The sequence below is a fragment of the Planctomonas psychrotolerans genome (assembly GCF_008642235.1).
GTDB lineage: Bacteria > Actinomycetota > Actinomycetes > Actinomycetales > Microbacteriaceae > Planctomonas > Planctomonas psychrotolerans.
On sequence record NZ_SJEV01000001.1, the window covers coordinates 1794269 to 1817930 of the forward strand.

Sequence of the window (23662 nt, forward strand, 5' to 3'; positions counted from 1 at the left end):
CACCGCGCGCAGTGCGCCGTCGGAGCGGCAGGGGCCGTCGTGTGGCCGGCGGGTGTGCCGAGTCGTGTGGTTGGCTCCGCTGTCGGCTTGCCCGCGGAGTAGCGTCGGGACCCGTGACCTTCACCGCCCCGCCCCCGTTCACCACCCGCCCTGATCTCGCCGGCAGCTTCGGCATGACGTCGTCCACGCACTGGCTCGCGACCGCTACGGCGCAGGCCGTGCTCGAGCGCGGGGGCAACGCCTTCGACGCGGCGACCGCGGGGGCCTTCGTGCTGCACGTCGTCGAGCCGCACCTGAACGGTCCGGGCGGTGACATGACGGCTGTCTTCGCCACGGCGGAGGATCCCGCGACCCCGATCGTGCTGATGGGGCAGGGGCCCGCGCCGGCGGCCGCGTCTGCCGAGCGCTACCGCGCGGAGGGTCTCGACCTCGTGCCGGGCGCGGGAGCGCTCGCGGCCGCGGTGCCGGGCGCCGTGGATGCCTGGCTGCTCCTGCTGCGCGACCACGGAACGTGGGAGCTCGCCGACGTGCTCACCTTCGCCATCGGTTACGCGCGGGACGGCCATCCGATCCTGCCGAGCGCGAGCCGCACCATCGCGTCGGTGGCACCGTTGTTCACCGAGCACTGGACCACCTCCGCCGAGCAGTGGATGCCGGGAGGCCGCGTGCCCGAAGCCGGGGAGCGTGTCACGAACGAGGCGTACGCGCGCGTGCTCGAGCGGCTCATCGACGCGGGTGGCGCGGATGCGACGGAGGGCGGGGACGGGCGGGTGCGGCGCATCGACGCGGCGCGCGCCGAGTGGAGCACCGGCTTCGTCGCGCGCGAGATCGCGGAGTTCGTGCGCACCCCGCACCGCCACTCCTCGGGTACCGACCACGCGGGCGTGATCACGGCCGACGACTTCGCCGCTTTCCGCGCGACCGAGGAGCCGGCCGCGACGATCACGTTCCGCGGTCACGTCATCGCCAAGACCGGCCCGTGGGGGCAGGGTCCGGCCCTCCTCCAGACCCTCAAGATCCTCGAGGGATTCGACGACGAGCGGCTGGACCCGTCGACCGCGCTCGGCGCCCACACCATCCTCGAGGCCCAGAAGCTCGCGATGGCCGACCGCGACGCCTATTACGGTGATGCCGACGTGCCGCTCGATCACCTCCTGTCGGACGAGTACGCCGCGGAGCGCCGCGCGCTGATCACCGACGTGGCGTCGCACGACGTGCGACCCGGCGTCGTTCCGGGCTTCGACGCCTATGCCGCGCCGTTGGTCACCGAGGAGGAGTGGGCGCAGCGCGCGGACGCCGGCTTCGCCGGGGTCGGTGAACCCACGGTCGCCCGCAGCGGAGTGACCCGGGGCGACACTTGCCACATCGACGTCGTGGATCGGGAGGGCAACATCATCTCGGCTACACCGTCGGGCGGTTGGCTGCAGTCGTCCCCGACCATCCCGGCCGTGGGGTTCTGCCTCGGTTCGCGTCTGCAGATGACCTGGTTGCAGGACGGCACGCCGTCCACGCTCACCGCGGGCAAGCGACCGCGCACCACGCTCACCCCCACGCTGGTGTTGCGGGATGGCGCACCCGTCGCGGCGTTGGGATCGCCCGGCGGCGACCAGCAGGACCTGTGGCAGCTGCCCTACCTGCTGCGCACGATCGTGGGCGGGTACTCACCGCAGCAGGCGGTTGACGCTCCGACGTTCCACTCCACCTCCTTCGCCGGGTCGTTCTATCCGCGCACGTGGACGCCCGGCGGCGCCGTGCTCGAGGACCGACTGCGAGGCGACGTGATCGACGACCTGGAGCGCCGTGGACACGCGGTCGCGCGGGCGGGGGACTGGGCGCTGGGCAGGCTGTGCGTCGTCGTGCGCGACCCGGACACCGGCATGCTCGGTGCGGCCGCGAACCCCCGCGGCGCGCAGGGCTACGCCGCCGGGCGCTGACCCGGCACGCGCGCGGTACGGATAAGGCCCGGGCGCGCGGCCCGCGGTCAGGCGACGACCCGCCACCGACCCCCGACGCGCTCGGTCAGCGCCCAGTGCGGCACGTCCGCCAGCCTCGCCACGGTGGCGGCCACGTGGCCACCGACCTGCGCGGCGACCTCGGCATCGTCCTCGGTGAAGCGCACGGTGACCCGCGCGGCGCCCGCGACCACGTCCACCGCGGAAGCCTCCACTGTTGCGAGCTCCGCCGCGGCCGCCGATGCGGCCGGCAGCACGGCCGCGGGGTCGATGCCGGGGCGGAGCGCACCGATGGTCATGGTGATCCGGTAGGAGGGCATCCGACCAGCGTAGGGCGGTGTCGATTCGGAGACGTCACCCGCGCTACCGGCATCGGCGTTGCCGGATGTTCACCGCATCACCATAACCTGTGCAGCGTCCACGATGGTGGATCACGGCAATGAATCGGAGAACGGTGAGCGATCATCCCGCGCTGAGACGGCGCCTCGGCCTCGCGGATGCGGTGGTGCTCGGCCTCGGATCCATGATCGGTGCCGGTGTGTTCGTGGCCTTCGCTCCGGCGGCGGCCGCAGCCGGATCCGGGCTCCTTCTCGCACTGGCCCTCGCGGCGGCCGTCGCGTACTGCAACGCCACGTCGTCCGCGCAACTCGCGGCGCAGTACCCGACGTCCGGCGGCACGTACGTCTACGGGCGCGAGCGACTCGGTCACTGGCCCGGCTTTCTCGCGGGCTGGAGCTTCGTCGTGGGCAAAACGGCGAGCTGCGCCGCCATGGCGCTGACCTTCGCGGCCTACGCCGCTCCCGAGGGCTGGGAGAAGCCGGTGGCTGCGGCTGCGGTGATCGCGCTCACGACCGTCAACTACTTCGGCATCACCCGCACCGCGGCGCTCACCCGCGTCATCGTCACCGCCGTGCTGGCGGTGCTGGCGCTCGTGGTCGCCGCCGGCCTCGCGACGGGTGCCGCGCCTCCCGCCGACATCGGCGGGAACGACCTGACGGGGGACTGGTACGGAACTCTGCAGGCCGCCGGTCTGCTCTTCTTCGCCTTCGCGGGATACGCGCGGATCGCGACCCTGGGCGAGGAGGTGCGGGATCCGTCGCGCACGATTCCCCGCGCCATCCTCACCGCCCTCGGTGTCACCCTCGCGGTCTATGCTGTGCTCGCGCTGACGGCCCTCGCGGTGCTCGGGCCAGCGCGACTGGCCGCTTCATCCGCGCCGTTGCTCGATGTCGTGATCGCCGCCGGCTGGGACTGGGCATCGCCCGTGGTGCGAGCGGGGGCAGCCGCGGCCTCGCTCGGGGCGCTCCTCGCGCTGGTCGCCGGGATCGGACGCACCGGGCTCGCGATGGCCCGCAACGGCGACCTGCCCGGTTGGCTCGCCGCGGTGCATCCGCGTCACAGCGTGCCGCATCACGCGGAGCTCGCGCTCGCGGCGGTGGTGATCGTGCTCGTACTCACGCTGGACGTGCGCGGCGCCATCGGGTTCTCGTCCTTCGGGGTGCTGCTCTACTACCTCGTGGCGAATGCGTCGGCTTTCACGCAGGCGCCGACCGATCGCCGCTTCCCCCGCGTCGTGCAGGTCGCGGGCGCCGTCGGATGCGTCGTGCTCGTTGCGACGCTGCCCCCGGAGTCGATCGTCGGCGGCATCGCCGTGCTCGCGGTCGGTGTCGTGTATCGCCTCACCGTGCTGCGCCGCGCCCGCTCCCGCCGCTGAGCCCGCGCCCCCGGTCGCTGAGCGCGTCGTGGCGGGCACCCCACGGGTCGCTGAGCTTGGCGGGGCGACGAAACCCCACGGTCGCTGAGCTTGTCGAAGCGAGGGAACCCCGCGGTCGCTGAGCTTGTCGAAGCGACGAAACCCCACGGTCGCTGAGCTTGTCGAAGCGGCGCAACGGATGCGGGCACCTAGCGTCCCTTCGACAGGCTCAGGGACCGTGTCCTCCGATGCAGCGTCCCTTCGACTGGCTCAGGGACCGTGCCCTTCGAAGCCGCGTCCCTTCGACGGGCTCAGGGACCGTGTCCTCTGATGCAGCGTCCCTTCGACGGGCTCAGGAACCGTGTCCTCCGGGGTCGCGGAGCAGGGCCTCGAGGAGCGGGATGTCGTGCCGATCCACGTCGCGGAGCTCATAGCCCCGCCGGAACTCGAGCTGCTGCGCGGCGCTCAGGCAGGGAACAGTGCTGCCGTCGATGACGCCGGTGGTGAAGGCGTCGGCGGCATACCGGAAATTCGCGCCGTCGAGACCGGCCTGCACGGCGCTTCCATCGTGCTCGAATCGCACCGGATGCACGTCCACGCATCGACCATCGGGCGCGGTCAGTTCCAGCCGGGACGGGAGCCAATCCACCGAGATGTGGAAGCCGTGATCGCCCAACAGGACGACCAGGCGATCCAGCGCGTCGGCGTCCACGGCGAGGTCGACGTCACCATGCGGGCGGGTCTGTTGCCCGACGAGGGCATCGACGCCCCAGCCGCCACCGATCCAGGCGGAAATGCCCGCATTCTGGAGGAGTGCGAGCAGCTCGACGACGGCCGCATCCGGCATGTCCTGGGCGTCGCCCATGACGACGAGCGGTCGTGCGCTACGCGGGGTCGGACTCCTCGGGGTCGGACTCCTCGGGGTCGGACTCCTCGGAGTCGGCCGCGCCGGCGTCGGCGGGCTCGTCCTCTTCGGGCTCGAAGGTCGACGGCTTCCCGTGCCCGACGGCGATGCCCTCCGCGGTGTCGGGGATGGTGTTGTCGGAGCCGACGGTGTCTTCGGGCTCGTTCTTCTCAGCCATGGTCGTCCTTCCAGATGGGGTATTCCCTGTCGAGCCTACGACTCCGCCGGGGCGGATGACGCGGAGGTCCGCGCGGGGAAGGCCTATCGGGTCATCCGCAGTGCGCGGAGGTCCTCCCACGCCGGTTCGGTCTTCGTGATGCCATCGACGACGAAGCCGTGCTTGCGATAGAACGACAGGGCTCGGTGGTTGTCCGCCGCCACCCAGAGGAAGGCCGGCGCGTCGCTGATCGCGGCGTCGAGCAGCGCGACGCCGATCCCGGTGCCGTAGTAGTCGCTCAGCAGATACATCGCATGCAACTGGGTTTCGCGCGGCGCCTCGTCCTCCCGCGATTCGCCCGCGAGGGCGAAGCCGACGATGCGGCCGTCGACCTCGGCGAGGAACGAACGGTTGGGCCGTCCGATCACGTCCTGCCACATACCGACCCGCTCGTTCACGGACATGCCGGCGAGGAACGCATCCGACAGGATGCCCTCGTACGTCTCCCGCCACGAGGCGACATGCACGGCGCCGAGCTTCGGTGCGTCCTCCGGTCGTGGACGACGGATCACTGTGCGGTCGGGCAACGCCATGCGGTACACGCTAGCGGAGGCTCGGGCGGCTCCCTTACGGCCTGTCGAACGGAACGGGCCCGCGCATCCGAAGAAGCGCGGGCCCGTGTCGGGTAAGGGAGATCAGCGACCGGAACGGCCGCGTCCACCGCCCTGCGACATGGCGACGAGACCGCCGCCGTTGGTCGACTTGGCCGCTCCCGAGGGGCGACCGGAGCGGTCGCGACGGGGACGGCCGGAACCGACATCGGATCCGGCGCCAACCGAGTTGCCGCCGAACTCCGCGGAGGAGGTGCTGTAGTTGCGGGGCGTGCGACCGCCACCGGAACCGCCACGGGCGGGTGCACCGTCGCGGTTGGCGCGCTTGCGCTGAGCGTTGGCGCCCTGCGAACCGCCGCGGCCACCGCGTCCGCCGCCGTTGCCCCCACCGTTTCCGCCGGAGACGACGGCCTGGCGCGGAGCGGGCTTGACGTACGCCGCGACCGTTCCCACGAGGGCCTTCACGGCATCCGAGTTCGGCGTGACGGCCTGCGGTGTCACGGTGATGGCGGCCTTGCGGAGAAGCTGCGCCACGTCCTTGCGCTGAGCGGGGACCACGATGGTCACCACGTCACCGGCGCTGCCCGCACGCGCGGTGCGGCCGGAGCGGTGCAGGTACGCCTTGTGCTCGGTCGGCGGGTCGACGTGGATCACGAGCTCGATGTCGTCCACGTGCACACCGCGGGCGGCCACATCGGTGGCGACGAGAACCTTCACGTCGCCGGCGCCGAACGCCGCGAGGTTGCGGTCACGGGCCACCTGCGAGAGGTTGCCGTGCAGGTCGACGGACGGGATTCCCGCGTCGGTGAGCTGCTTGGCCAGCTTCTTGGCGTGGTGCTTGGTGCGCATGAAGAGGATGCGGCGGCCGGTGCCCGAGGCGAGCGTCTGGACGAGCTCGGTCTTCGCGCTCACCGAGTCGACCTCGAACACGTGGTGGGTCATCGCGGCGACGGGGGAGTTGGCCTCGTCCACCGAGTGGAGCACCTCGTTCTGCAGGTACTTGCGCACCAGCTTGTCCACGCCGTTGTCGAGCGTGGCGGAGAACAGCATGCGCTGCCCGCCGCGAGGGGTCTTGTCCATGATGCGCGTGACCACCGGGAGGAAGCCGAGGTCGGCCATGTGGTCGGCCTCGTCGAGCACGGTGATCTCCACGGCATCCAGGTTCACGAAGCCCTGCTTCATGAGGTCCTCGAGTCGGCCGGGGCAGGCCACGACGATGTCGACGCCTGCTTTCAGCGCGGCGACCTGGCGCTGCTGCGAGACGCCACCGAAGATGGTGGTGGACTTGAGGCCGTAGGCGTCGGCCAGCGGCTGCATCGCGGTCGTGATCTGGGTGGCCAGCTCCCGGGTCGGAGCCAGGATGAGGCCGAGCGGGCGTCCCGGACGACGCGTGCCGCCCGAGAGCGCGCCGCCGAGGCGGGCGACCATGGGCAGCGCGAAGGCGAGCGTCTTGCCGGAGCCGGTCTTGCCCCGACCGAGCACGTCACGCCCGGCCAGCGTGTCCGGCAGGGTGTCGATCTGGATGGGGAACGGGCTCGTGATGCCGGCCGCGGTGAGGGCCGAGACGAGCGGGGTGGGCACGCCGAGCGCGCTGAAAGTGGTGGTGTTCGTGGACATACGTGTGGTTCGTGCCTTTCGGGCAGGTGACCCTTCAGCAGGCACAGAGCCGCCGGGAAGGGTAGTGGCGAAGGTGCCGATGGGCACATCCGTTCGCCGTGAAAAAACCCAGGAATCGCACCGGAACTGTGCCGGCGGCGATGAAAACTTGGCGTTCTACGACGCTGGGAGCGCGCAATTGCGCAACCCAATGACTCCACCCTAGCGGATGTCGCCGGACGTGCGACCTACCCCGGCATCCGCTCGCCCACTGGAACGGCGCCGCGGAGCGCATTCCCGGGCGGCGCGAGCGGACACGCCCACGCCGGATCGTAGGCGCACGACGGGTTGTAGGCGAAGTTCAGATCGAGCACGAGGGCCCGGGGATTCGACCGGGCGACGCCGAGGTCGGCGCCCTTCACGGTGTCGAGCAGGTAGCGGCCACCGCCGTAGGTGCCGCCGGGCGTGTTCGCGAGCGCATCCTTCACGGGCAGGAACACCCCACCGCCGTAGGTGGCGAGCCGCCAGACATCGAGGCCGCCGCCCGGCTCCCGTCCCACGGCGGGAATGTTTACGGAGCCGATCAGTTCGAACGGCACGACGCCATCGGTGCCGGTATCCACCTCGAGACGCTCGCCGCCACGGTTCGACGGCGCTTGGACCTCGACCTCGAAGCGCCACGCGGGATCGTAGGCGGAGACGGGCAATCCTGAGAAGGCCGCGCGGTCGGCGCCGACGAGAGGGCTGGCGGGGTGGCGCGCGAACAGATCGTTCCGGCTGCGCACCCAGTGGGCATGGGCATCCGTCGGATCGGTGGCGCTCCGCCTCCGGACCTCGGCGTAGAGCGCGAAGACACGACGTCGCCAGTCGGCGACATCGAGGATCGAGCGTGCGTCGGGCATGGCCGGTGCTAGTCGGAGAATCCGGCGTCGTCGAGGGACGTGTCGCGCTCCTCGGACCCCGGCTTCGGCTCACCGACATCGGATGCCCAGGTCGGCGCCATCCGCTTCAGCTGCGCGCCGCGCCACTGCCAGAACGCCCAGAACGGCGGCCACAGCGCGGCGCCCACGGGGCCGGCCTCGAAGATCAGCTGGTCGCGGTACAGGGTCTTGCCGGTGCCCGCCGGATCGGGGGAGATCGCCATCCGGTGGTCCCAACGGGTGGTCAGCGCGAGGAGCCCGCTGAGGCCCTTGCCGCTGTCCCGCATCATCCGCACGTCGGGCACGCGGGTGGCGGGGAAGCTGATGTCGATGACCTGCTCGCCCATCGGCACCGAGCGAGCGGCGAGGGCGCGCACCGGGTGGGCGCCGGTGCCCCACATCGTAGGGAAGGCGTCGGGCGCGATCGGTTCGAAGTCGAGCAACGGGCTCGACACCTCGCGGAGGACCGCCGGGGACTGGATGGCGCGCCAGGCGGCATCCGGGTCGCAGTCGAGGATGAGTTTCAGCAGTACGCGCATCCCCCTAGTCTCCCTCTCCCCGGCTGAGGGTGCGCTAGAACTGGGGGATGGCGATTCGGTTCTGGCTCGGCGTGCTCCCCGGAGACTCCGTCGAGCGAGTGGTGCGGCTCGGCGTCGCCCAGTTGAACTTCGGTGCACGGCCGGCGATCGCCGGCATGGGGGAGGCGGACGGCGTGGTGCTCTACTCGCCGCGCGAGTTCTCGCCCGACGGACCCGCACTGCGCGCGTTCACCGCCATCGGCCGGGTGTCCGACGACGCGGTGTACCAGGACCACATTCCGCGGCAGGCGGGGTCGGCGTGGCGGCCGTGGCGTCGCCGCGTGGACTGGGACGCGTCGGCCGTCCCGGCACCCATTCGTCCGCTGCTGCACACCCTGGACTTCACCCGCGACGATCCGGACTGGGGCTACTCGCTGCGCCGCGGCTACCTCGAACTCTCGCGTCACGACTTCGAGGTGATCCGGGTGAGCATGCGGTCGTTGCCGCCGGAGCCGTCACGTCGCGTCATCTCCGGCTGGGACGCCGCCGCATCGGCTCTACGATCGACGGATGAGCACGACTGACCCGTTCGGTGCCGGTGCGTCCACGGATGCGTCCTCCCGCACCGCGCCGCATCCGCACGCGCAATCGGGGTATCAGGTGCGGTTCGACTGGGGACGGGACGGGGCACTCCTGCTCTCGGACGCCTCCGTGGTCGTCGTCGTCGACGCGCTCGCGTTCAGCACCACCGTGGAGCTCGCGGTGAGCGACGGCGTCGAGGTGCTGCCGTGGGGGGTCGCGGACGACGATGCCGCCGCTTTCGCGTCGGCACGCGATGCGGTGCTGGCCGGTGAACGTGCGCTGCCCGGCGTGGTGGAGCTGCTGCCGTCGACCGTGACGGACGCGCTAGGGGCGATCGCGGCGGAGCGCCGGAGGGTGGTGCTCGCCTCGCCCGACGGCGGCGACATCGCACGGGCACTGGCGGACCGCGGCGTGACCGTGGTCGCCGGGAGCCTCCGCAATCGGACGGCGGTGGCCGAATGGGTGCTGCGCGAGCAGGAGAAGCTCGGGGGTCGCGCGACCGTGGCCGTGATCGCCGCGGGCGAGTCCCGCGACTCGGGTGCTCTGCGTCCGGCCGTGGAGGACTTGCTGGCGGCCGGTGCCATCCTCGACGCGCTCATCGACGTGGGCATCGATCACTGCTCACCGGAAGCGGCGGCGGCGGCGGCGGCGTTCTCCGGCCTCCGACGCGGGATCGGGCACCTCATCACCGCGTCGGCCTCCGCGGAGGAGGCGCGAGCGGCGGGCGCGGCCGACGAGGAGCTGGCGCGGCAGGTCGATGCGTCTCGCACCGTGCCCGTGCTCCGGGAATTCGGATTCCGCGCGGAGCGTTATTCCGGATGAGGTCGCGACACCGCGGCTCGACACCGGCGTGGAGGTAACGATGAAAGCAGTACTGGGCGACACGGTTCTCGCAGAGGCCCCCAAGAAGACCTGATCAAGATCGAAGGCAACTGGTACTTCCCGCCGTCGAGCGTGCGCTCGGAACTCCTCGAGGAGAGCGACACCCCGTACCACTGTCCGTGGAAGGGCGACACCCAGTACTTCAGCGTGAAAGACGGCGACACGCTGCTGCGCGACCGTGCCTGGTCGTACCCCACCCCGATCCCCACCTCGTTCGACCGGGTCGGCAAGGACTTCAGCGGGTACGTCGCGTTCTGGAAAGAGGTCTCCGTCACCGAGTAGTCGCGCGGTGGCCGCCGGTCGGTCACCAGCGTCTCAGCGGGCGAGCGTCTCAGCGGGCGGAGGCCGAGGCTCTTCGGCGCTCCGCCTGCGTGATCTCCCGCTTCTGCCAGTCGATCAGGTGTCGGGGGGAGAACCGACGGGTGCAGAGCCCGCAGGCGAGCGGGCGGGTGGGCCTGCGGTACCGGTAGTGCTCGTGACCTGCAGGGCACATGCCGATCCATGGTGCCAGGTCGTTCGCGATCTCGCCGGAATGCGTGCGCTTCCCGACGTAACCGATCCCCGCGGCGATCGACCGCCACTTCGGCCCGTGCCCGGCTCGCGGGCCCGCTAGCGCGTGCGCGACTTCGTGCAGCAGCACCTGATGGATCTCGTTCTCGTCGTAGCGCGACGCGAGGTACCGCGACACGGTGATGCGCTTGATCCCGTAGTTGCAGAGCCCCGCGCGAGTCTTGGCATTGTCGAACGCGAACGACCAGACGGTCGGGTCGAGATGCCGGGCGATGAGGTTCTTCGCCTCTACTCGAACGCGTTCCAGGTCTGCCACCCGACGAGGATAACCCGCACTCCCGACGGCGCTCGGACCGTGTCGCCGCGTCGTCACGACACGGCGCGCACGGCACCGTGGGGAGGGGAAGCGGGGAGCGGCCTACCCGTTGGAGGCGATCTTCTCCCGGATGACGGAGATGCCGACGCTGGTGGCCTCGAGCTGCGCGGCCGACACGTTCTCCCGCTCACGCAGTGCGTGGGCGTCTTCGAGGTCGACGAGCGCCCGGCGGTAGTCGCCCTTGTCGAAGTACGACTTGCCGCGGTGCTCGAGCGCCGAAGCTTCGAGCAGCGCCCAGTCGTGGGTGTGCGCCTCGTCGACGCATCCGCTGAGCTCCATGAGCGCGATCTCGAGCTTGCCCTGGTACTGCTGGATCTGGGCCCGCCGGATGCGCGCCGCCAGCAGCGTCTCCCGGTCACCGGTGAATCGCGCCTGGCGCACGGTCTCGTTCGCCATGAGCCACGCCTCGTCGATGCGGCCGACCATGCGGTACAGCGCGAGCTTCTCGGTCAGCGCGGCGAGGCTGCGCTGGTTCTCGAGTTCGTCGAGTCGACGACCCGCGGCGAGCAGGTCCACCTGCTCGCGGAGGGTCTCGCGGTCGTAGCCAAGGAAGATCGAGGTGCCTGTCACCCTACGAACTTAGCTCCCCGCGAGCGGAGTCAGGTCGACCTGGATCAGCTTGTCGTCGCCTTCGCGCGGCGATCCGCGTCCGTCCGTGTTGTTGGTGAGCATCCACACGCTGCCGTCCCGTCCGGCTGTCACGTCGCGGATGCGACCGAACTCCTCCACGAAGTACCCGACCGCCGTCAACTCCCCGTCCACGAATTCGCCCTCGGCGCCCGCGGTTCCGGTCTGGATCACCCAGAGCCGCTCACCGCCGAGACCGGCCATGAAGATGGTGTCCCGCACGATGGCGAGGCCGCTCGGGCTGGCGTCGCTGGTGGGCCACTGGTAGACGGGGTTGATCATGCCGTCGGCGGTGCCCTGTCCCTCGACGATCGGCCAGCCGTAGTTGCCGCCCGCCTCGATCACGTTCAGCTCGTCCCACGTGTTCTGGCCGAACTCGGCGGCCCACAGCTGGCCGTCGTCGTCCCACGCGATGCCCTGCGAATTGCGGTGCCCGTAGGAGTAGGTGAGCGAACCGGCGATCGGGTTGTCGTCGGGCACGGATCCGTCGGGGTTCATGCGGAGGATCTTGCCGGAGAGCGCGGAAGGATCCTGAGCGCTGTCCTCGTTGCTCGCGTCGCCGGCCGTCACGTACAGCGCACCGTCGGGCCCGAACGCGATGCGGCCGCCGTTGTGGTTGCCAGCCTTTGGGATGCCGGTCAGCACAGTCTCGGCGGCCCCGAACGTGTAGCTGCCGGGATCGCCCTCGAGCGGCATCCGCACCACGCGGTTGTCGTCGGCAGAGGTGAAGTAGGCGTAGAGGAAGGGACCGCCGGGTGCGGCATCCGCCACCCCGGTGCCGTCGGCGTCAGCGTTGGCCGCGTCGGGGTCGGTGCCGGCCGCGTCGGGGTCGGCGTTCTCGACAGCACCAGCAGGATCGCCCAGCACGGCGATTCCGAGCAGACCGCCCTCACCCTGGGGAGCCACGCCCTCCACGGTGCCCACGTCGCGAGTCGCGCCATCCGCCGCCACCTCGACGATCATGGCGGTGTCCCGCTCGCTGACCAGGGTGGATCCGGAATCAAGGCGAGCCATCGACCACGGCGCCTGCAGTCCGGTTGCGAGCGCGGCCGGAGTGCCCGCCGGTTGCACGGGGCCGACGGGCTCAGTGGCCTCGTCGTCGGTCGGCGGGCTGGGCTCGGTCGGCGCGGGGGCCGGAGTACCTTCGACCGCCGCCGGTGGTTGCTCCTGCGGTGAGCATCCGCTCACCACGAGAGCGACCACGAGCGCGCCGATGATGAGGAGCGGGAATGCGAAGATGCGACGAAGCATGTGCTGAACCTCCTGCCGGGTGATCCATTCTGACCCGCCGCCCTGAACGTCCCCGCCGAGCGCGCTGAGGCGACTGTTCTCGCTGCTCGCCCGGGCCGGGACGGGCGGAGCCGGCACCTCGCGGGAGGGAGGCTCGCGCTACCAGGTGGAGGAGCCGCGTCCGGTCTGGAAGATGCTCCGCGCGGGGGGTGGTGACGGCACGGCGGTCGCATCGGTCACCACGGGCGCCCCGGCGATGAAGTCGGTCAGCTCCCGACCGTCCACCATCTTGGCTGGGGAGGAATCGCCCGCGAGCAGGCGGGGGAGCGACCCGGTGGGCAGCGGTGTCGCGGACGCCGCAACCACGATGTTCCCGAAGCGGCGACCCTTCAGCATCTGGGTGTCCGCGAGTGCGGCGACGTGGGGCAGCAGGTGCGCCACCGTCGACAGCTGGCTGCGGGCGAAGGTAAGGCCGGCGCCGTCCGCCACGTTGACGGCGAGGATGCCGGAAGGGGCGAGAAGCGCGATCACCTCGCGGTAGAACTCCACGCTGGTCACATGCGCCGGCGTGCGCGCTCCGCTGAAGATGTCCACCACGACGAGGTCGGCGCTGCCCCGGAGACCCTCCGGCAGCTTGGCCAGCACCTCGCGGGCATCGCCGTAGCGCAGTCGGATCTGGGCAGCACGGGGGAACGGCGCGGCCTCGCGCACCATGTCGACGAGGCCGCGCTCCAGCTCGACGACCTGCTGCCGCGATCCGGGGCGCGTGTGCGCCACGTAGCGGGGGAGGGTGAGCGCGCCGGCACCGAGGTGCACGGCCGTGATCGACTCGCCCTCGGGGGCGACGAGATCGATGAGGTGACCGATGCGGCGCACGTACTCGAACGAGAGGTGGCTGGGGTCGTCCACGTCCACGTGGGACTGCGGCGTTCCGTCCACGACCAGGGTCAGGGACCCTGGGCTGTGCCGGTCGGTCTCGAGCCGTGCCGTGCCGGCGGAGACCTGGACCTCCGGGGTGCTGTCGTTCACGCTCCCGAGTACATCACGGGTTGCGTCCCCTCCGATCGCCGTACGGTCGCTGAGCCCGTCGCCTACGGTCGCTGAGCCTGTCGAAGCGACGGGACCTGCCGCGGGATTGCGACCGGTACGGTCGCTGAGCCTGTCGAAGCGACGTGAGTCGACGTCGGGTTGTGTCCCTTCGACGGGCTCAGGGACCGTGGGGGTTGTGTCCCTTCGACGGGCTCAGGGACCGTGGGCACCGGGCGACACGGCCAGCGGGATGCGGTTATACCGGACATCGGGACCGAACGCAAGAATCGGCTTTACAGAAGCACCGGCTCGCCCTATACTGGTCTTTTGCGCTCCCACTCCCCATGCCCTCATATTGCGGTCGGCCATGTTCTCGCTCGGGGATAACTCTTCGAGCGACTCTCTTCTCATACGGGGTAGTGCGAGTTTTCTTTCCGCACCAATCACACATTGGCAGACGACAGTAAAAATGGAGCCCGACGGGGCCCACGGAGGTTATTTCCTTGGCTGCTGCGCGCAACGCAACCACCACTCCCAAGAATGGCCGAGACGCAGAACGTCTCTCATTCGCCAAAATCACTGACACCCTGACGGTTCCGGATCTGCTCGCTCTGCAGACCGAGAGTTTCGACTGGCTGGTCGGGTCCGACGCCTGGAAGCAGCGCGTCACCGATGCGAAGGCCGAGGGTCGCGACGACCTCGCCACCCACACGGGCCTCGAGGAGATCTTCGAGGAGATCTCCCCGATCGAGGACCTCGGTGAGACGATGCAGCTCTCGTTCACCAACCCCTTCCTCGAGGAGAAGAAGTACTCCATCGACGAGTGCAAGGAGAAGGGCAAGACCTACTCCGCTCCGCTCTACGTCGAGGCCGAGTTCATGAACCACCTCACGGGTGAGATCAAGACTCAGACGGTCTTCATGGGCGACTTCCCCCTCATGACCGAGAAGGGCACCTTCGTCATCAACGGCACCGAGCGTGTCGTCGTGTCGCAGCTCGTCCGCAGCCCGGGCGTCTACTTCGACCGCGCCCAGGAGAAGACCTCCGACAAGGACATCTACTCCGCCCGCATCATCCCGAGCCGCGGTGCCTGGCTCGAGTTCGAGATCGACAAGCGCGACCAGGTGGGCGTGCGCATCGACCGCAAGCGCAAGCAGTCGGTCACTGTGTTCCTGAAGGCCCTCGGCCTCACGAGCGAGGAGATCCTGCAGGAGTTCAAGGGCGTGTCCTCCATCGAGCTGACCCTCGAGAAGGACTCCATCCTCACCAAGGAAGAGGCGCTCAAGGACATCTACCGCAAGCTCCGCCCGGGCGAGCAGGTCGCCGCCGAGGCCGCGCGTGCGCTGCTCGACAACTTCTACTTCAACCCCAAGCGCTACGACCTGGCGAAGGTCGGTCGTTACAAGATCAACCGCAAGCTCGGCATCGACGCGCCGCTGTCCGACTCCGTGCTCACGGTGCAGGACATCCTGTCGACGATCAAGTACCTCGTCTCGCTGCACGCGAACGAGACCACGATGAACGGCACTCGCGACGGCAGCCCCGTCGAGCTGCGCCTCGACATCGACGACATCGACCACTTCGGCAACCGTCGCATCCGCGCCGTGGGCGAGCTCATCCAGAACCAGGTGCGCACCGGTCTGTCCCGCATGGAGCGCGTCGTTCGCGAGCGCATGACCACGCAGGACATCGAGGCGATCACGCCGCAGACCCTGATCAACGTGCGCCCCGTCGTCGCCGCGATCAAGGAGTTCTTCGGAACCAGCCAGCTGTCGCAGTTCATGGACCAGAACAACCCGCTCGCGGGCCTGACCCACAAGCGTCGCCTCTCCGCGCTCGGCCCCGGTGGTCTGTCGCGTGAGCGCGCCGGCGTCGAGGTGCGAGACGTTCACCCGTCCCACTACGGCCGCATGTGCCCGATCGAAACCCCGGAAGGCCCGAACATCGGCCTCATCGGTTCGCTCGCATCCTTCGCGCGCATCAACTCCTTCGGGTTCATCGAGACCCCGTACCGCCGCGTCGTCGACGGCGTGGTCACCGCCACGATCGACTACCTCACGGCGAGCGAGGAGGACGAGTACCTCGTCGCCCAGGCCAACGCGCCGCTCACGTCGGACTTCCGCTTCGCCGAGGACCGCGTGCTGGTGCGCCCCAAGGGCGGTGAGGTGGAGCTCGTTCCCGCCGAGGCCGTTCACTACATGGACGTCTCCCCGCGCCAGATGGTGTCGGTCGCGACCAGCCTCATCCCCTTCCTCGAGCACGACGACGCGAACCGCGCCCTCATGGGTGCGAACATGCAGCGTCAGGCTGTTCCGCTGCTGCGCAGCGAGAGCCCGCTCGTCGGAACCGGTATGGAGGGCTACGCGGCCATCGACGCCGGCGACGTGCTCACCACCGAGGCCGCCGGTGTGGTCTCCGAGGTGTCGGCCGACGCCGTCACGCTGCAGCTCGACGAGGGCGGCACCAAGACGTACTACCTGCGCAAGTTCGACCGCTCCAACCAGGGCACGTCGTACAACCACCGGGTGATCGTCGAGGCCGGCCAGCGTGTCGAGGCCGGCGAGGTTCTCGCCGACGGCCCGGCGACGGAGAACGGCGAGCTCGCACTCGGCAAGAACCTCCTCGTGGCGTTCATGCCGTGGGAGGGTCACAACTTCGAAGACGCGATCATCCTCAGCCAGAACCTGGTGAAGGACGACGTGCTCTCCTCGATCCACATCGAGGAGTACGAGGTCGACGCCCGCGACACCAAGCTGGGTAAGGAAGAGATCACCCGCGACCTGCCGAACGTCAGCCCGGAGCTCCTGGCCGACCTCGACGAGCGCGGCATCATCCGCATCGGCGCCGAGGTTCGCCCCGGCGACATCCTCGTCGGCAAGGTGACGCCGAAGGGCGAGACCGAGCTGTCGGCCGAGGAGCGCCTGCTCCGCGCGATCTTCAACGAGAAGAGCCGCGAGGTGCGCGACACGTCGCTGAAGGTTCCCCACGGCGAGCAGGGCACGATCATCGGCGTCAAGGTCTTCGACTCGCAGGATGGCGACGACGAGCTCGGCTCCGGTGTCAACCAGCGCGTCGCGGTCTTCATCGCCCAGAAGCGCAAGATCACCGAGGGCGACAAGCTCGCCGGTCGTCACGGCAACAAGGGCGTCATCTCGAAGATCCTGCCGGTGGAGGACATGCCGTTCCTCGCCGACGGAACGCCGGTCGACATCATCCTCAACCCGCTCGGTATCCCCGGCCGCATGAACTTCGGTCAGGTGCTCGAGACCCACCTCGGTTGGGTCGCGAAGCAGGGCTGGGAGATCGAGGGCAAGCCCAAGTGGGCGAACCGTCTGCCCGAGCACACCCGCAAGGCCGAGCCGAACACCAAGGTCGCGACCCCGGTGTTCGACGGTGCCCTCGAAGAGGAAATCGCCGGCCTGCTCGACTCGACGAGCAAGACCCGCGATGGCGACCGCCTGATCGACTCCACCGGAAAGACCCGTCTCTTCGACGGTCGCTCCGGAGAGCCGTTCCCCGAGCCGATCTCCGTCGGGTATATGTACATCCTGAAGCTGCACCACCTTGTCGACGACAAGATCCACGCACGCTCCACGGGTCCGTACTCGATGATCACCCAGCAGCCGCTCGGTGGTAAGGCGCAGTTCGGTGGACAGCGCTTCGGTGAGATGGAGGTCTGGGCCCTCGAGGCCTACGGTGCCGCATACGCGCTGCAGGAACTTCTCACGATCAAGTCCGACGACATCCTCGGCCGCGTCAAGGTGTACGAGGCCATCGTCAAGGGCGAGAACATCCAGGAGCCGGGCATCCCGGAATCCTTCAAGGTTCTGATCAAGGAGATGCAGTCGCTGTGCCTGAACGTGGAGGTCCTGTCCTCCGACGGCACCGCGGTCAGCCTGCGCGACACGGATGACGAGGTCTTCCGCGCCGCCGAGGAGCTGGGCATCAACATCTCCACGCGCTTCGAGTCGTCTTCGATCGACGACATCTAAGCCCTCCGACACCTAACGACTCGAAGCTTTCCAAGGAGAGAAGGAAAATTGCTCGACGTAACAACTTTTGACGAGCTGCGCATTGGGCTCGCCACCGCCGACGACATCCGTCGCTGGTCGCACGGTGAGGTCAAGAAGCCCGAGACGATCAACTACCGCACGCTGAAGCCCGAGAAGGACGGCCTCTTCGGAGAGCAGATCTTCGGTCCGAGCCGTGACTGGGAGTGCTCGTGCGGCAAGTACAAGCGCGTGCGCTTCAAGGGCATCGTGTGCGAGCGCTGCGGTGTCGAGGTCACGAAGTCGTCGGTGCGCCGTGAGCGCATGGGCCACATCGAACTCGCCGCCCCGGTCACGCACATCTGGTACTTCAAGGGTGTGCCGAGCCGCCTCGGCTACCTGCTCGACATGGCGCCGAAGGACCTCGAGAAGGTCATCTACTTCGCCGCGTACATGGTCATCTCGGTCGACGAGGACGGCCGTCACGCCGACATGCCCGGCCTCGAGAACGAGCTGCGTCTCGAGATCAAGACCCTCGAGGACCAGCGCGACTCCCGCATCGCCGACCGCCTCTCGAAGCTCGAGACCGACCTCGCCGCCCTGGAGGCGGAAGGCGCGAAGAGCGACCAGAAGCGCCGTGTGAAGGATGGCGCCGAGAAGGAGATGAGCCAGACCCGCAAGTCGTTCGACGAGGACATCACTCGTCTCGAGCGCGTGTGGGACGACTTCCGCTCCCTCAAGGTCGGCGACCTCAAGCCCGAGGACGCCGTCTTCCACGAGCTGCAGGACCGCTTCGGCATCTACTTCGAGGCCTACATGGGCGCCGAGGCGATCCAGAAGCGCCTCGAGGCGTTCGACCTGACCGCCGAGGGCGAACTCCTCCGCGACCAGATCGCGAACGGCAAGGGTCAGAAGAAGATCCGCGCCATCAAGCGTCTCCGCGTGGTCAGCTCCTTCCTGCAGACCGGCAACTCGCCGGCCGCGATGGTGCTGCAGGTCGTTCCGGTGATCCCGCCGGAGCTGCGCCCGATGGTGCAGCTCGACGGTGGCCGCTTCGCGACCTCCGACCTCAACGACCTCTACCGTCGCGTGATCAACCGCAACAACCGTCTTCGTCGTCTCCTCGACCTCGGTGCGCCCGAGATCATCGTGAACAACGAGAAGCGGATGCTGCAGGAGGCCGTCGACGCGCTGTTCGACAACGGTCGTCGTGGTCGCCCCGTCACCGGTACCGGTAACCGCGCGCTCAAGTCCCTCAGCGACATGCTGAAGGGTAAGCAGGGCCGGTTCCGTCAGAACCTGCTCGGCAAGCGCGTGGACTACTCGGGCCGTTCGGTCATCATCGTGGGTCCGCAGCTGAAGCTGCACCAGTGCGGTCTGCCCAAGCAGATGGCGCTGGAGCTGTTCAAGCCGTTCGTGATCAAGCGCCTGATCGACCTGAGCCACGCTCAGAACATCAAGGCCGCGAAGCGCATGGTCGAGCGCAGCCGTCCGCAGGTGTGGGACGTGCTCGAGGAGATCATCCGCGAGCGCCCCGTGCTGCTGAACCGCGCACCCACCCTGCACCGTCTGGGCATCCAGGCGTTCGAGCCTCAGCTCGTGGAGGGCAAGGCCATCCAGCTTCACCCGCTGGTGTGCGCCGCGTTCAACGCCGACTTCGATGGCGACCAGATGGCCGTGCACCTGCCGCTGTCGGTCGAGGCCCAGGCCGAGGCGCGCATCCTGATGCTCGCGTCGAACAACATCCTGAAGCCGTCCGACGGACGTCCGGTCACGCTGCCCACGCAGGACATGATCATCGGTCTGCACCACCTCACCACCCTCAAGGAGGGTGTCGTGGGCGAGGGCCGGGCGTTCTCCTCCGTGGCCGAGGCCATCCTCGCCAAGGATCAGGGTTCGCTCGATCTGAACGCCAAGGTGCGCATCCGCCTCGAGAACCTGCACTTCGTGGATGGTGCCGCGCCGGAGGGCGTCGAGCTGGACGACAAGGGCCGTGCTACGGCCCCCGTGCTGCTCGAGACCACCCTCGGTCGCGCGCTGTTCAACGAGGCGCTGCCCGAGGACTACCCCTACATCGAAGAGGTCGCCGACAAGGGCCAGCTCTCCGCCATCGTCAACGACCTGGCGGAGCGCTACCCCAAGGTGGAGGTCGCGGCCACGCTCGACCGCATCAAGGACGCCGGTTTCCACTGGGCCACGCGCTCCGGTGTGACCGTCGCCCTGTCCGACGTGCTGACGCCGCCGAACAAGGCAGCCATCCTCTCCGGTTACGAGAAGCAGGCCGCCAAGGTTCAGGGCCAGTTCGAGAAGGGACTCACGACCGACGCCGAGCGCCGTCAGGAGCTCATCGAGATCTGGAACCGCGCCACCGCCGAGGTTGCGAAGGCGATGGAGGACAACCTCCCCGCCGACAACAACATCAACCGCATGGTGTCGTCCGGCGCCCGTGGTAACTGGATGCAGGTTCGTCAGATCGCCGGTATGCGTGGTCTGGTGTCGAACCCGAAGGGTGAGATCATCCCTCGCCCGATCGTGCACTCCTACCGTGAAGGCCTCACCGTGGCCGAGTACTTCATCTCGACCCACGGTGCCCGCAAGGGTCTGGCCGACACGGCGCTGCGTACCGCCGACTCCGGTTACCTCACGCGTCGTCTCGTCGACGTCTCGCAGGATGTCATCATCCGCGAAGACGACTGCGGAACGTCGAAGGGTCTCGAGCTGCCGATCGCGGCGAAGGACTCGTCGGGCAACCTGGTCAAGGACTCCAACGTCGAGAACTCGGTCTACGCACGAAGCCTCGCGGCTCCGGCGGAGGACCCCGAGGGCAACGTCGTCGCCGAGGCTGGTGAGGACGTCGGTGACGTGCTCATCGACAAGCTCGTCGCCGCGGGCGTGATGAACATCCGGGTCCGCTCGGTGCTCACCTGCGAGTCCGCCGTCGGTGTGTGTGCTGCCTGCTACGGCCGCTCGCTCGCCACCGGAATGCTCGTCGACATCGGCGAGGCCGTGGGTATCATCGCGGCCCAGTCGATCGGTGAGCCCGGAACGCAGCTCACGATGCGCACCTTCCACACCGGTGGTGTGGCATCCGCCGACGACATCACGCAGGGTCTACCCCGCGTGCAGGAGCTCTTCGAGGCTCGCACCCCCAAGGGTGCGTCGCCCATCGCGGAGGCCGCCGGCCGCATCACGATCGAGGACACGGACCGCAGCCGCAAGCTGATCCTGACCCCCGACAACGGTGACGAGCCGATCGCCTACCCGGTGCTGAAGCGTGCGACCCTGCTGATAGAGGACGGCGAGCACGTCGAACTCGGACAGCAGCTGCACGTCGGCGCCGTGGACCCGAAGGAGGTTCTCCGGGTCAAGGGCGTGCGCGAGGTGCAGAAGCACCTTGTCGGTGGTGTGCAGGGCGTCTACCGCTCGCAGGGTGTGCCGATCCACGACAAGCACATCGAGGTCATCGTTCGTCAGATGCTCCGCAAGGTCACCGTCGTCGACCACGCCGACACCGACCTGCTGCCCGGTGAGCTCGTCGACCGCGCGCGGTACAACCAGCTCAACCGTGCCGCTCTCGCCGAGGGCAAGCGCACGGCATCGGCTCGCCAGGAGGTCATGGGTATCACCAAGGCGTCCCTCGCGACCGAGTCGTGGCTGTCGGCCGCGTCCTTCCAGGAGACGACCCGCGTGCTCACGCAGGCCGCGATGGAGGGCAAGTCCGACCCGCTGATGGGGCTCAAGGAGAACGTCATCATCGGAAAGCTCATCCCCGCCGGAACCGGACTCGCGAAGTACCGCGACGTCACGGTCACGGCGACGGAGGAGGCGAAGGCCGAGCGTTACCCGAACCGCATCTTCACGGATGAGTCGGTGTTCAACGAGAACGACCTGAGCTTCGTCGACTTCGACAGCTTCAGCTCGGACGACTACACCCCGGGTACGTACAACTAAACCGTACGCACGGTACGACGGAAGGGCCCCGCTTCGGCGGGGCCCTTTCTCGTGCCCTGCGGTCGGTGCGTCTCCCGCGGTCGCTGAGCCCGCGGTCCCTGAGCCTGTCGAAGGGGCATCCGCCGCCGGCGCCGCCGATTTCGTCAATCGCGATAGTAGCTTCGGGGGCGATTGACGGAAAGGGTGGCGCCAGCGGCCGTATCTGCAGCGCGTGATCGACACCGCGGCGCCCGCGCGAGAGGGGTCGCGGCGCGCGACGCGGCGCGTCGACCAGCTCGGGGAGCGGGGGTGCGTCGGGAGTTCGGGACGGGGGCGGGATGCCCCCGATGTGGGGCTGTCGCCGAATATCGCCCCGGGATACTTTTGCACTCGGTGGAAGTCCGCCGTTCCCAATGTTGATACCCGCGGGTAGGTCGATTCCGACCGCGTGCAAGGAGACCCAGTGGCGTACCTGACGGAGATTCTGATCCTCCACGGTGCCCTTCCCATCGAACATCTCGACCGGACGGTGGCCGGCGCGTCCGAGGACGAGGCAGCCGTGCGTGCACTCGTCGCCGACGGGCACGTGTCCGAGGCCCAGCTGGCGTCCGCGCGGGCCGCTCGAGCCGGGTTGCCCCTCGTCGAGCTCGTCGACTATCCGGTCGATCGCACCGCCGTCGCGCTGGTGCCCGCGTCGATGTGCCGCCGGTATCAGGTACTGCCGATCGCCATCACCGACGACCGGATCACTCTGGCCATGGTCGACCCCGGCAACGTGTTCGCCCTCGATGACGTGCGTTCGGCCGCCCGCATGCAGGTCACGCCGGTCGTGGCCTCGCAGCCCGACCTCCTTGCCGCCCTCGATCGCTTCCACCGTGCGGACGGCGAACTCAGCGACCTCACCTCGGCCATCGAGGAGGAGCACGAGGAGCAGGATGCGTCGAGCGGCATCGGCGGTGCCGACGTGGATGACGACGCACCCATCGTGCGCTTCGTCAATTTGCTGGTCAGCCAGGCGATCCAGGACCGCGCGTCCGACATCCACATCGAGCCTGCGGAGAAGGACGTGCGGGTCCGTTACCGTATCGACGGCGTATTGCACGAGATGCAGCGCGCGCCCAAGAGCATCCAGAACGGCGTCATCTCGCGGCTCAAGATCATGAGCGACATCGATATCGCCGAGCGGCGGAAGCCGCAGGACGGCCGCATGTCGGTTTCGCACGGCGGCCGGCGCATCGACCTCCGCGTGGCCACCCTGCCCACGGTGTGGGGCGAGAAGGTCGTCATGCGCATCCTCGACAATGCCGCGTCGAACATGGACCTGCGCGAACTGCACCTGCTCGACCGCAACTTCGAGGCCTACCGCCAGTCCTATTCGAAGCCGTACGGGATGATCCTCGTCACCGGCCCCACCGGGTCGGGCAAGTCGACCACCCTGTACACGACGCTGAACACCGTGGCCCGTCCGGAGATCAACGTGATCACGGTCGAGGACCCGGTGGAGTACCGGATGCCCGGCATCAATCAGGTGCAGGTGAACCCGAAGGCAGGACTGACCTTCGCCAGCGCCCTCCGCTCCATCCTGCGGTCCGACCCCGACGTGGTGCTGCTCGGCGAGATCCGCGACCACGAGACCGCGCAGATCGCTATCGAGGCCGCCCTCACCGGCCACCTCGTGCTCTCCACGCTGCACACCAACGACGCACCGAGCGCCGTGACTCGCCTCACCGAAATGGGCATCGAACCTTTCCTCGTCGGCTCCGCCCTCGACTGCGTGGTCGCCCAGCGACTCGCTCGTCGGTTGTGCGACCGCTGCAAGGCGGCGTATCAGCACGATCCCGAGGAACTGGCCCGACTGCGTCTCGGACCGGGACTCGACGCCCCGCCTGCCACGCTCTACCGGCCGGTCGGGTGCTCGTCCTGCTCGAACACCGGGTACCGCGGCCGCATCGCCGTGCACGAGGTCATGCAGGTCACCGAGGAGATCGAGCGCCATGCGGTGGCACGGTCGTCGAGCGCGGACATCGCGCACACCGCCCGCGAGCAGGGGATGATCACGCTCCGCGAAGACGGCTGGGCCAAGGCGCTGCTGGGGTACACCTCGGTGGAGGAGATTCTGCGCGTGGTCGCATAACGACGGGCCTGACGGCGCGAGG

18 protein-coding genes and 1 pseudogene are annotated in these 23662 nt (G+C 68.9%); 8 read left to right on the forward strand and 11 right to left on the reverse strand.

The features are described from left to right. Window positions 1-113: 113 nt before the first annotated feature. Window positions 114-1934, forward strand: a complete 1821-nt coding sequence (locus tag EY822_RS08180) for a gamma-glutamyltransferase family protein (protein WP_150307818.1) — start codon at window positions 114-116, stop codon at window positions 1932-1934. Between the two features lie 47 nt (window positions 1935-1981). On the opposite strand, the gene EY822_RS08185 is transcribed toward EY822_RS08180, so the two are convergent. After that, on the reverse strand, window positions 1982-2272 hold the full coding sequence (locus EY822_RS08185; RefSeq protein WP_150307819.1) for a hypothetical protein: 291 nt from the start codon (window positions 2270-2272) through the stop codon (window positions 1982-1984). 119 nt (window positions 2273-2391) lie between these two features. Between EY822_RS08185 and EY822_RS08190 the strand changes: the two genes are divergently transcribed. Further along, window positions 2392-3666 carry an APC family permease gene (locus EY822_RS08190; RefSeq protein WP_227497140.1) on the forward strand — a complete coding sequence of 425 codons (1275 nt, stop codon included), beginning with the start codon at window positions 2392-2394 and terminating at the stop codon, window positions 3664-3666. Between the two features lie 331 nt (window positions 3667-3997). Here EY822_RS08190 and EY822_RS08195 read toward each other — a convergent pair whose 3' ends face one another. The 6 genes from EY822_RS08195 to EY822_RS08220 form a co-directional block, all read right to left on the reverse strand. After that, window positions 3998-4510 (reverse strand): nucleotidyltransferase domain-containing protein, encoded by a 513-nt coding sequence (locus EY822_RS08195; protein WP_227497141.1) that lies wholly within the window; start codon window positions 4508-4510, stop codon window positions 3998-4000. A gap of 19 nt (window positions 4511-4529) precedes the next feature. Next, window positions 4530-4727 carry a hypothetical protein gene (locus EY822_RS08200; RefSeq protein WP_150307820.1) on the reverse strand — a complete coding sequence of 66 codons (198 nt, stop codon included), beginning with the start codon at window positions 4725-4727 and terminating at the stop codon, window positions 4530-4532. A gap of 83 nt (window positions 4728-4810) precedes the next feature. Beyond that, entirely contained in the window at window positions 4811-5299 is a 489-nt protein-coding gene (locus EY822_RS08205) for a GNAT family N-acetyltransferase (RefSeq protein ID WP_150307821.1), read from the reverse strand. Between the two features lie 102 nt (window positions 5300-5401). Beyond that, entirely contained in the window at window positions 5402-6934 is a 1533-nt protein-coding gene (locus tag EY822_RS08210; protein ID WP_150307822.1) for a DEAD/DEAH box helicase, read from the reverse strand. 227 nt (window positions 6935-7161) lie between these two features. Then, on the reverse strand, window positions 7162-7815 hold the full coding sequence (locus EY822_RS08215; RefSeq protein WP_150307823.1) for a DUF1684 domain-containing protein: 654 nt from the start codon (window positions 7813-7815) through the stop codon (window positions 7162-7164). 8 nt (window positions 7816-7823) lie between these two features. Next, window positions 7824-8372 (reverse strand): hypothetical protein, encoded by a 549-nt coding sequence (locus EY822_RS08220; protein WP_150307824.1) that lies wholly within the window; start codon window positions 8370-8372, stop codon window positions 7824-7826. Between the two features lie 47 nt (window positions 8373-8419). Between EY822_RS08220 and EY822_RS08225 the strand changes: the two genes are divergently transcribed. The 3 genes and pseudogenes from EY822_RS08225 to EY822_RS08235 all read left to right on the forward strand — a co-directional run bounded on the left by EY822_RS08225 (window position 8420) and on the right by EY822_RS08235 (window position 10097). Continuing rightward, entirely contained in the window at window positions 8420-8935 is a 516-nt protein-coding gene (locus tag EY822_RS08225) for an EVE domain-containing protein (RefSeq protein WP_150307825.1), read from the forward strand. After that, complete coding sequence (locus EY822_RS08230; protein WP_150307826.1) at window positions 8922-9755, forward strand: 2-phosphosulfolactate phosphatase; 834 nt, start codon at window positions 8922-8924, stop codon at window positions 9753-9755. The genes EY822_RS08225 and EY822_RS08230 overlap by 14 nt, the downstream gene beginning before the upstream one ends. Window positions 9756-9795: 40 nt before the next feature. Continuing rightward, a pseudogene (locus EY822_RS08235) lies at window positions 9796-10097 on the forward strand (DUF427 domain-containing protein). A gap of 49 nt (window positions 10098-10146) precedes the next feature. Here the strand turns inward: EY822_RS08235 and EY822_RS08240 are convergent. The 4 genes from EY822_RS08240 to EY822_RS08255 all read right to left on the reverse strand — a co-directional run bounded on the left by EY822_RS08240 (window position 10147) and on the right by EY822_RS08255 (window position 13587). Next, on the reverse strand, window positions 10147-10641 hold the full coding sequence (locus EY822_RS08240) for a SprT-like domain-containing protein (RefSeq protein ID WP_150307827.1): 495 nt from the start codon (window positions 10639-10641) through the stop codon (window positions 10147-10149). 102 nt (window positions 10642-10743) lie between these two features. Next, a complete protein-coding gene (locus EY822_RS08245; RefSeq protein WP_150307828.1) occupies window positions 10744-11271 on the reverse strand; it encodes a hypothetical protein in 528 nt (175 codons plus the stop codon). 9 nt (window positions 11272-11280) lie between these two features. Continuing rightward, window positions 11281-12579 carry a PQQ-dependent sugar dehydrogenase gene (locus EY822_RS08250; protein WP_150307829.1) on the reverse strand — a complete coding sequence of 433 codons (1299 nt, stop codon included), beginning with the start codon at window positions 12577-12579 and terminating at the stop codon, window positions 11281-11283. A gap of 138 nt (window positions 12580-12717) precedes the next feature. After that, window positions 12718-13587, reverse strand: coding sequence for a spermidine synthase (locus tag EY822_RS08255; protein WP_150307830.1), 870 nt, complete (start codon window positions 13585-13587; stop codon window positions 12718-12720). Between the two features lie 503 nt (window positions 13588-14090). On the opposite strand from EY822_RS08255, the gene rpoB reads away from it, so the two are divergent. The 3 genes from rpoB (at window position 14091) to EY822_RS08270 (ending at window position 23640) form a co-directional block, all read left to right on the forward strand. Next, window positions 14091-17579, forward strand: coding sequence for a DNA-directed RNA polymerase subunit beta (gene rpoB, locus EY822_RS08260; RefSeq protein ID WP_150307831.1), 3489 nt, complete (start codon window positions 14091-14093; stop codon window positions 17577-17579). Window positions 17580-17627: 48 nt separating this feature from the next. Further along, complete coding sequence (locus EY822_RS08265) at window positions 17628-21527, forward strand: DNA-directed RNA polymerase subunit beta' (RefSeq protein WP_150307832.1); 3900 nt, start codon at window positions 17628-17630, stop codon at window positions 21525-21527. A gap of 442 nt (window positions 21528-21969) precedes the next feature. Further along, window positions 21970-23640 carry a GspE/PulE family protein gene (locus EY822_RS08270; protein ID WP_150307833.1) on the forward strand — a complete coding sequence of 557 codons (1671 nt, stop codon included), beginning with the start codon at window positions 21970-21972 and terminating at the stop codon, window positions 23638-23640. Window positions 23641-23662 lie beyond the last annotated feature (22 nt).